10 protein-coding genes, 1 tRNA gene and 1 rRNA gene are annotated in these 9,491 nt (G+C 32.5%); all 12 read left to right on the top strand.

The window, feature by feature from the left end; genetic code table 11:
* A 5S ribosomal RNA gene (gene rrf / locus BLQ93_RS01215) occupies positions 1–82 on the top strand; the annotation flags it as partial.
* Positions 83–106: 24 nt separating this feature from the next.
* Positions 107–183, top strand: a tRNA-Met gene (locus tag BLQ93_RS01210).
* A gap of 21 nt (positions 184–204) precedes the next feature.
* The gene (locus BLQ93_RS01205; RefSeq protein WP_092127602.1) at positions 205–1,185 is read left to right on the top strand and encodes a glycosyltransferase family 9 protein; all 981 of its coding nucleotides are present in this window, start codon (positions 205–207) and stop codon (positions 1,183–1,185) included.
* Positions 1,173–2,213, top strand: a complete 1,041-nt coding sequence (locus BLQ93_RS01200; RefSeq protein ID WP_025392605.1) for a polysaccharide deacetylase family protein — start codon at positions 1,173–1,175, stop codon at positions 2,211–2,213. Before BLQ93_RS01205 ends, BLQ93_RS01200 begins: the two co-directional genes overlap by 13 nt.
* Entirely contained in the window at positions 2,210–3,181 is a 972-nt protein-coding gene (locus BLQ93_RS01195) for an AI-2E family transporter (protein ID WP_092127600.1), read from the top strand. Before BLQ93_RS01200 ends, BLQ93_RS01195 begins: the two co-directional genes overlap by 4 nt.
* A gap of 224 nt (positions 3,182–3,405) precedes the next feature.
* Positions 3,406–4,815, top strand: coding sequence for an anthranilate synthase component I family protein (locus BLQ93_RS01190; RefSeq protein WP_092127598.1), 1,410 nt, complete (start codon positions 3,406–3,408; stop codon positions 4,813–4,815).
* Entirely contained in the window at positions 4,799–5,374 is a 576-nt protein-coding gene (locus BLQ93_RS01185) for an anthranilate synthase component II (RefSeq protein WP_092127596.1), read from the top strand. The genes BLQ93_RS01190 and BLQ93_RS01185 overlap by 17 nt, the downstream gene beginning before the upstream one ends.
* Positions 5,361–6,308, top strand: coding sequence for an anthranilate phosphoribosyltransferase (trpD, locus tag BLQ93_RS01180; protein WP_025392601.1), 948 nt, complete (start codon positions 5,361–5,363; stop codon positions 6,306–6,308). The genes BLQ93_RS01185 and trpD overlap by 14 nt, the downstream gene beginning before the upstream one ends.
* Positions 6,301–7,017: an indole-3-glycerol phosphate synthase TrpC gene (locus tag BLQ93_RS01175; protein WP_092127594.1), complete on the top strand. Its 717-nt coding sequence runs from the start codon at positions 6,301–6,303 to the stop codon at positions 7,015–7,017. The genes trpD and BLQ93_RS01175 overlap by 8 nt, the downstream gene beginning before the upstream one ends.
* Positions 7,008–7,580: a phosphoribosylanthranilate isomerase gene (locus BLQ93_RS01170; RefSeq protein ID WP_025392599.1), complete on the top strand. Its 573-nt coding sequence runs from the start codon at positions 7,008–7,010 to the stop codon at positions 7,578–7,580. Before BLQ93_RS01175 ends, BLQ93_RS01170 begins: the two co-directional genes overlap by 10 nt.
* On the top strand, positions 7,577–8,737 hold the full coding sequence (trpB, locus tag BLQ93_RS01165) for a tryptophan synthase subunit beta (protein WP_092127592.1): 1,161 nt from the start codon (positions 7,577–7,579) through the stop codon (positions 8,735–8,737). The genes BLQ93_RS01170 and trpB overlap by 4 nt, the downstream gene beginning before the upstream one ends.
* Positions 8,734–9,426, top strand: a complete 693-nt coding sequence (gene trpA / locus BLQ93_RS01160) for a tryptophan synthase subunit alpha (RefSeq protein WP_092127590.1) — start codon at positions 8,734–8,736, stop codon at positions 9,424–9,426. Before trpB ends, trpA begins: the two co-directional genes overlap by 4 nt.
* Positions 9,427–9,491 lie beyond the last annotated feature (65 nt).

The raw sequence follows: 9,491 nt of genomic DNA, 5'->3' as shown, positions 1-9,491 counted from the left end.
TCCCATCCCGAACTCGGCAGTTAAGCCGCTATGCGCCGATGGTAGTCTGGGAACGCCCAGGCAAGAGTAGGTACTGCCAGGGGGTTTGAGATATAAAAGATATGAGGGCGGCGTAGCTCAGTTGGTTAGAGCATGCGGCTCATATCCGCAGTGTCCGGGGTTCAAGTCCCTGCGCCGCTACCAATTTAAAATCAATTTATTTTTATGAAAATATTAGTTATTCAGTTAAGGCAACTTGGGGATTTAATCCTTACAACTCCCTTATTCAGCAGACTTCTTGAATTAAATCACGATTTATATATTTTAACCGAGAAACTTGGTTTTGACCTTTTAAAGAATGATCCGGTCCTTTCAGATAAAATTATTATAAGCAGCAATTCAGTATTAAATGAGCTTATTACTATAAAAAAAATCAGGAAAGAGAAGTTTGATGTAATAATAGATTGTATGTCAAATTTAAGAACAGCAACAATATGCAAATTTTCTGGCACACAAAGCTTTGCTTTTAATAAATCTTGGCGAAAATATTTTTATACCAATTTGTTGGATTATGAAGATAGAGGCTACAGCGCATACGATAAGCTCCAGTTTTTAAAAATTTTTAATGATGATTGTGATAAATTACAATTTAGAATTTTTTCTTCAGATAGCGACGATAAAAAAGTTGAAACTTTTCTTGAAAAAAACAAAATAAAAAATTTAATAACAATCTCTATTACACATAAAAGACAAACACGTAGATGGCCTGATAGTTATTACATAGAATTGGCGGATATGTTAAAACAGGATGGCTTTGATTTAGTTTTTACAGCTGCAAAAAGCGAATATCATTATGTAGAAAATGCTTTAAAATTAAGCAAATATAATCATTTCTTTTATAGAGATTCAAGTGTTGGCGAACTTGTTAGTTTGATTAAGCGTGCATTGCTTCACATAGGCAACGATTCAGCACCAAAACACATTGCTGTTGCTTTAGGTATACCTTCATTTACAATATTTGGAGCAAGTAACCCAAAAGGATGGCACCCGCCAAATAATCTTTTGCATGATTATATTCAGCTTGGCATTGTTTGTCAGCCTTGTTCTAAAAAAGAATGCGAAAAACCAAATTGTTTGCTTGAACTTAAACCAAAACAGGTGTATGCTAAACTGAAGAATTTTATGGAAAATTTATGGGTGCAATAGTACTGTGCTATCATTCAATTAATTATGGTCAACGCATAGATCCGGATACATTTGAACAAAACCTATTTACACTTAAAAAATACGGGTATGTTTCTGTTAGACTCTCCGATATTTACGAGTTTGTTAAAGGCAACTTAAAATTGCCAAAAAAAGCTGTTGCAATAACATTTGATGATGGATATGCAGATAACCTTGTATACGCATATCCTATTCTTAAAAAATACGAGTTTTTTGCTACCATATTTGTAATAGTGAACAAACTTGCAAAAAATATTAAAAGAATGGATATTGAAGAGCTTAAAAAATTAAATATGGCAAATTCTGTCAATGAGTTTTTAGAAAAATCACACTATTTGAGTTTTGAGGAACTTAGGTTTTTGCAAGATTCAAAATTGATTGATATACAGTCCCACTCTTTAAATCATAAAGCATGCTTTTGTTCAAACAAAGTGTTTAAATTTAATGATTCAAGACTTGGTGAGTGGTTTTTTGAGTATACTCACGATAAAAGACTTGGTATACCTGTGTATGAAAAAAAATGGGATTGTGCATGTGAATGCATTATTGATGATTTAAAGCTTAGAGACTATATGCACGATTTTGTGGCAAAACACAATGGTATATTGTTTTTTAAAAAGAAAAATGCGCAAAAAATCCTCTACAGGCAATATAAAAAATATTTAAAAAAAAATACTCTAAATATGCAAATAGAACCCAGATATGAGCGAATAAAGAGGCTTGAGATAGAAGTTTTTGAATCAAAGCGCATTTTAGAAGAACAACTTAACAAAAGCGTTGATTTTTTTTGCTATCCATTTGGTAGTTATGATGAAGTATCAAAAGAGTATGTCAAAAGGGCCTATAAAGCTGCTTTTACACTTAAAATTGGTCAGAATATGCCTGATGACGATTTGTTTGAGCTAAAACGCATAGAAGTAAGGGGTGGTGATTGGCTAGATAAAAGACTTAAAATTTACAAAAGCCCTTTTCTTAGTAGAGTTTATGCTAAAATATACAGGAAAATATGAAGCTTAATTTCTTGAGTTTTTCTCTTGTTGCAACAATTATATTAAGTGTACTTATAATCATACCGTTTTGGAAGCCTATTTTGTGGGGGATTGTCCTTGCTATTGTATTTGTACCAGTTAAAGTTTATGTGCAAAAATTTGTTAAAAGTGACCTTTGGGCTAGCCTAATTGTGCTTTTTATAATGCTTATTTTGATTTTGTTGCCATTTGTTTTTTTGATTGGCATATCTTCTTCACAGATAAACTCTATTTTAGAATTTTCAAAAAAAGCTATTGCAGAGTATTCTAATTTTAATTTACCTTTTTTTGGTTTTGTAAAAGTTTATACAGCTAATATCAATGCGCAAATTATGGATTTTTTGACAAAAAATGCAATAAGTATATTTTCTTACACTTACAAAACTATTACAGATTTAATTTTTGCGTTATTGGTTTCATTTTACATTATTAAAGACAAAGATAAATTTTTGAACTATATAGAAAGTTTCATACAAGATAAAAAGACATTTGAAAAATTAAAGCAAACAATAAAGTTAAGCCTTAAAGCTACACTTATTGGTGGCGTTATTATAGCATTGATACAGGGTATTTTGTGTGCCGTGGGTTTTTTAATTGTAGGCATTAGTGGCTTTTTTATATGGATTGGGCTTGGTGCAATAGTTTCATTTGTACCGGTTGTTGGTACAGCGCTTTTATGGGCTCCAGCAAGTTTGTATTTTTTAATTACTGGCTCATATATAAAAGGTTTGTTTTTGCTTGTATGGGGTGGAGTTTTTGTAGGTAGCGTTGATAATTACATAAGACCGTTATTAATTGGCTCATATATGAGTATTCATCCTTTGGTTTTATTTTTTAGTATAATGGGTGGCATAGTTTTTTTTGGTTTAATCGGTATTTTTGTGGGTCCTATAATTGTAAGTTTAGCTGATGCTGTACTGAACGTTTATAAAAAAGAAAAAATTTCTTGACTTTTGAAATATTTATGATACATTACAAATGTATGAAAGTATTGGCTAAGATTTCAACATTAAAAAATATATGGTGGTGGGGTAGCTAAAAGGCTATCCCTTTAAATTTTAGTGCCGCTTAAAGCGCACTTGGGGATAGCCCAGGTGAGCGCTTTAAGCGGCTTTTTTTTAAGCCGCTTAAGCCTTAGATGGTTTAAGCGGCTTTTTTGTTTTAAGGAGGTTAAATGTATCCAACTTACAGTGAGTTTGTAGATTTGTCAAAAGTCTACGATAGAATACCAGTGTATATGGAAATTGATGGTGATTTAGACACACCCGTTAGTTTACTTAGAAGCTTACTGGATAAAGAAAATTGCCTGTTACTTGAAAGTGCCAATCAAAAAAAGATTTACAGTAGGTTTTCCTTTTTGGCTTTTAATGTAAAAAAGTTTGTTTTAGACAAAAACGGCCAATTAGAAGGCACGCGACAAGATTTGGGCTTTATTAAAGAATTTTTAAAGAAAAATCAATCGGCATCCTTTGAAGAATATGGTAATTTTTCTGGTGGGTTTATAGCACTTTTAAGCTTTGAGTTTGTGAATGAATGCGGAATTTTACGAGAAAAACTTAAATATCTACCAGATGTCCTTGGGGTATTTTATTTTGTAGATAAATTTTTGGTTTATGATAACTACACAAATAAACTCTACCTTGCAAAATCGCAAATTGCTAAAGAACCTGACGCATATCAAAAAGCACATCAGGATCTTTTGTTATTTAAAGAAGAGTTATTAAGTTGTGAAATTAAAAATGGCGTATCAAGTCCAAAAATAATAAGAAAAATACCAAAGAAAGATTTTATAGAAAAGGTAAATTTTTTGAAAAAACAAATTGAAGAAGGTGAAGCAATTCAGGTAGTTCTAAGCGATTATATTGAAGTGAATGGTCTAAATCCATTTGAGTTTTATAGAAACCTAAGAAAATTTAACCCATCACCATATATGTTTTTTATAAAAGATGCTTCAAACTATGTTGTAGGCTCAAGTCCAGAAGTACACATTAGCGTAAGAAAAAATATAGCTATAATTAAACCTATTGCAGGCACAAGGCCAATTGGCGAAAGTTTGGAAAAGACTGTCATTTTGGAACAGGAGTTATTGAAAGACGAAAAGGAAAACGCAGAGCATTTGATGCTACTTGATCTTGCTAGAAACGATCTCTCGCGCGTATGCAAGCCATTGAGTGTCAAAGTTAAGTCATTTAGACAAATAGAGCATTATTCTCATGTCATGCATCTTGTTTCTGAAGTTGAAGGACAAATAGATGATTCATTTGATTTAATTGACTGCCTTACAAATACATTTCCAGCTGGCACTGTAAGTGGTGCTCCAAAAGTTAGAGCAATAGAATTGATTGAAGAAACAGAAAAGCAATGCAGAGGATTTTATGCAGGATGCGTTGGATATATAGGTCTAAGTGGTAATATGGATATGGCAATAACCATAAGAACTGCATTTTTTGAAAATGATAAGGCAAGATTTCAAGCAGGTGCTGGGATTGTGTATGATAGTATTGCAGAAAATGAGTATAAAGAGGTTTTATCAAAACTGGGTGCCATGCTTCAAGCAGGAGGTATAAATGATAGTTTTGATTGATAATTTTGATTCATTTACATACAATTTGTACGATTACCTTAAGCATTTTGATGATGTTGAAGTTATTTTAAACAATGCCAAAATTGATAACATAAAAAATGTTAAAAATCTAAAAGGCATAGTGATTTCCCCTGGCCCATCACACCCCAAAAATGCTTTGTTAAGTCTTGATACTATAGAGTATTTTAGTTCTAAGTTGCCAATTTTAGGTATATGCCTTGGTATGCAGTCTATTTGCTATGTATATGGAAAAACAATAAGGAAAGCAAAAACAATCATGCATGGCAAAGTAGATAGGATAATTCCCATTAGTGATAGTATTTTGTTTAAAAACATCAGTCAACCTTTTTTGGGGGTGAGATACCATTCTTTAGTTGTTGATAATGTATACAATGATTTTGAAGTTTGCGCTGTATCTTCAAGTGATAATGAGATTATGGCAATTGAAAACAAAGATATTGGGCTTTATGGCTTGCAGTTTCACCCAGAATCCTATCAAACAAAAGATGGATTGACTTTTATAGAAAATTTTGTGAGGTTGTGCCATGAAAAGTTTTAGCGAATCTTTAGATTTTTTTGATGCAATGCTTTCTGGTAAGTTAAGCGAACAAGACATTGAAAACTCACTTATTGAAATGAGCCAGCAAAAAGAAGATCCAGCTTGTGTTGCTGCGCTTGCAAAAGCTATGTTAAAAAATGCTCGGTTGATCGACTACAGTGGTAATTGCATAGATATTGTTGGAACAGGTGGAGATAATTCAAATAGTTTTAATATTTCCACGGCAGCTTCCATTGTTTGCAGTTTACATGTAAAAGTTGCAAAACATGGTAATAAAGCCGTGTCATCTTTATCTGGTGCAGCAGATATTCTTGAAGCGCTTGGGGTAAAGATTGAGCAAGAAAAGGAAGAAATAATTGAAAACCTTGAAAAGAAAAATTTTGCCTTTTTGTTTGCTCCGCATTGGCATCCAAAGTTAAAACCGATTATGCCCATTAGAAAAAAGATCGGAAAGCGAACGATTTTTAACCTTGTAGGTCCTTTGTGCAACCCAATAAACCCTGCTTACAAAATGATAGGTGTTTTTAGTAAAGAATATTTACCGGTATACCTGGAGGCTGTTGATATTTTGGATTTTCAAAATGTAGTTCTTGTAGCTTCCGATATGGATGAAGTGAGCCTTTCGGATGTTACATTGTGTTATCAAAAGAAAGGCCCATATATTAAAAAATTTGAATTTGACCCAAGAGAGTTTTCAATATATGCACCAAAAGATTCAGTTAAAGGGTTTGATGCAAAAACAAATGCAAAAATTCTCAAAGAGGTTTTTTTGGGAGAACACGATGTTTTATCAGATGCCATAGCAATAAATTGTGCTTTTGCATATCTTGTAGCTGGTGTTGAAGATAATTTAAAACAGGGCTTTTTGCTTGCAAAAGAAGCGATTAAAAATAGAAAGGCTTACGATAAACTGATGGAGATAACAAATGATTGAGCAGATTTTAGCTGATAAAGTCCTTGAAGTTCAATCTATGAAAGTCTGCCCTTATAAGAGGACAAAGCCTGTTTTGAAACCAAATTTTAATGATAAAATAAATATCATTGCAGAAATCAAGTCAAAATCTCCTTCTTATGGTAATTTTATCTTACAAAAAAATATCGTTGAAATTTATTCAAAGTATGCAAAAGCAATAAGTGTGCTTACAGATAATAAATATTTTGGGGGTAGCTTTGAGTTTTTGCATGAAATATCAAAAAAGACAAACCTGCCAATTTTGTGTAAAGATTTTATAATTGACAAAAAACAAATTGATTGGGCATACAATAGCGGTGCAGATATTATCTTGCTTATTGTAAGAGCACTCGAAAAAGACAAACTAAGAAAGCTCTATGATTATGCATGCTTTTTGGGCTTAAGTGTTTTAATTGAGCTTCATACAGAAAATGATCTAGATAAAATAGATTTCGATGCAACAATTGTAGGCGTAAATACAAGAGACCTTGATACGCTAAAGATAGATAAAAATTTAGCCAAAAAGCTTATAAGTAAAATTGATGCTAAAATTAAAATAGCAGAAAGTGGTGTAAGAAATAGAAATGATATAGAGGAGTTTTTACCATACACTAATGTATTTTTAATAGGTGAGGCACTTTTAAAATCAAATGATGTTGAATCTACTTTTAAGGAGCTTTTATGCATGTAAAATTTTGCGGCATGACAAATTTAGAAGATGTGTTAGCCAGTTTAGATTTAGGTGTAGATTTTATAGGTTTTGTGTTTTATAAAAAAAGCCCGCGTTATATAAAAGCTCAGGATGTAAAAGAAATAATCCAGAAAATACCAAAACAGACAAACAGTGTTGGTGTATTTGTAGAAGAAAGTGAAGAAGAAATTGTATCAATAATGAACTATTGCGGATTAAGATACGCTCAAGTCTACAATGACTTTAATATTCAAAATACCATCAGGGTCTATAGAATTGATGATGTATTGCCACAAAAATTAAGCGATGGTCTTATCTTGCTTGATAGCAAAACCCCACAGATTGGCGGTAGTGCTCAAAGGTTTAACTGGAAGATTCTCGAAGATTGCAATGATTTAAGCAGGGCTTTTGTAGCAGGTGGTATAAGCGAAGATAATATATTTGAGATAGCACGCTATAAACCCTACGGCGTTGATTTGGTAAGCTCAATCGAAGCTTACCCTGGCAAAAAAGATCATGGCAAAATGAAAAACTTTATGGAAAACTTAAGGAGAATAAAATGAAACTAAAACGCTATTTTGGCGAGTTTGGCGGGCAATTTGTGCCAGAGACGCTTATTCCGGCTTTAGATGAGTTAGAAGAAGGCTATATTGCCTTTAAAAAAGACAAAAAAGCTCAAAAACAGCTAAATGATATGCTGAAAACTTATGTTGGAAGACCTACACCACTGTATTTTGCAAAAAATTTTAGCGATTATGTAGGTGCTAAAGTTTATCTAAAAAGGGAAGATTTGGCACACACAGGAGCTCACAAGATAAACAATACTTTAGCTCAAGGTTTTTTGGCAAAGTTTATGGGCAAAAACAGAATCATAGCAGAAACAGGTGCAGGTCAGCATGGTGTGGCTACAGCTACAGTATGTGCTTTATTGGGCTTAGAATGTGTTATATATATGGGAAAGACAGATGTTGAGCGCCAAAGCATTAATGTAGATAAGATGAAAATCTTAGGTGCAAGCGTTATCAGTGTGGAAAAATCAGGAGGAACATTAAAAAGCGCTATAAACGAAGCTTTGAGGGATTGGGTTACAAATGTTAAAACCACACATTATTTACTTGGAAGCGTGGTTGGACCACATCCTTTTCCAACAATTGTAGGTGATTTTCAGTCAATTATCGGTAAAGAAGCAAAAAGACAGATAAAACAATATGAAAATAGACTTTGCGATGTTATAGTTGCATGCGTAGGGGGTGGCAGCAATGCATACGGTATTTTTAGCGCTTTTTTAAAAGATAATGTAGAATTATATGGTATTGAAGCAGGTGGCAGATCGGTAAATTTGGGTGATCACTCTGCAACTTTAAGTTTAGGTACAAAAGGGATTTTGCATGGTGCATTAAGTTATTTACTTCAAAAAAATGCAAATGTTGCTTCAGTACACTCAATATCTGCAGGTCTGGATTATCCAGGCGTTGGACCTATGCATAGTTATCTAAAAGACACAAAACGTGTAATTTACGATTATGTGTTTGACAATCAGGCACTGGAAGGTTTTTTTGCTTTATCAAAACTTGAAGGTATTATACCTGCGCTTGAGAGTTCACATGCTTTGGGTTACGTTTTGGCAAATAAGGAAAAATTTAAAAACAAAATAATTATAATAAACCTTTCTGGAAGGGGAGATAAAGATTTAGATATTATAAAGGCGGTACAACAATGAATGTAGGTATATATTTGGTTTCTAATTATCCAAAAAAAAGTATGTTTTTGGAAGCAGTTGAAATTTGCAATAATCTGGATGTTGATTTTTTAGAAATAGGTATACCATTTTCTGATCCAATAGCAGATGGTGAAATTTTGGAAAAAGCTGCATTCGAATGTCTCTCAAAATACGACACGCAAGACTTTTTTGAAAGTCTCTTTGAGGCAAAAAAGCTTTTTAAGAAAAGGCTATATATGATGACTTATGCAAATATAGCCTATAGCTTAAAAGATGAACTCAAAAACTATAATAAAATTTTAAATGGAATTATTTTAGCTGATTTGCCTGTTAGAGAAGCTATTAATTTCGAAAAACAGCTTGATTGTAATATTATAAAATTTGCAACACCAGAAAGCAGAAAAAAAGATCTAGATTTGGCTATTAAAAATACTAAGGATTTTATTTATTTTATTTCAAAAAGAGGTATAACAGGCGGTAGTTTCTCACTTGAGAGTCAAACTATTGAAAAAATTAACTATTGCAGGAAACAGGCTAAAGTGTATTTAGGTTTTGGTATAAGAAACGCAAATGATATAAAAGAAGCTTCTAAAATTGCAGATGGTGTCATAATAGGTACTCAAGCAGCCATAGAAATTCAAAAAGGTATAAGTGATTTTGAAAAATTTATAAAAAGCATTACAAAATAGTTATATTTTGCATTTATATTGACATTATAACAAAAAGGATTATAAAAATTAAACGGAGGTTTAAG

Source organism: Desulfurella multipotens (assembly GCF_900101285.1).
In the GTDB taxonomy this organism is placed as follows: domain Bacteria; phylum Campylobacterota_A; class Desulfurellia; order Desulfurellales; family Desulfurellaceae; genus Desulfurella; species Desulfurella acetivorans.
This window is presented reverse-complemented; position numbering and strand designations above follow the sequence as displayed.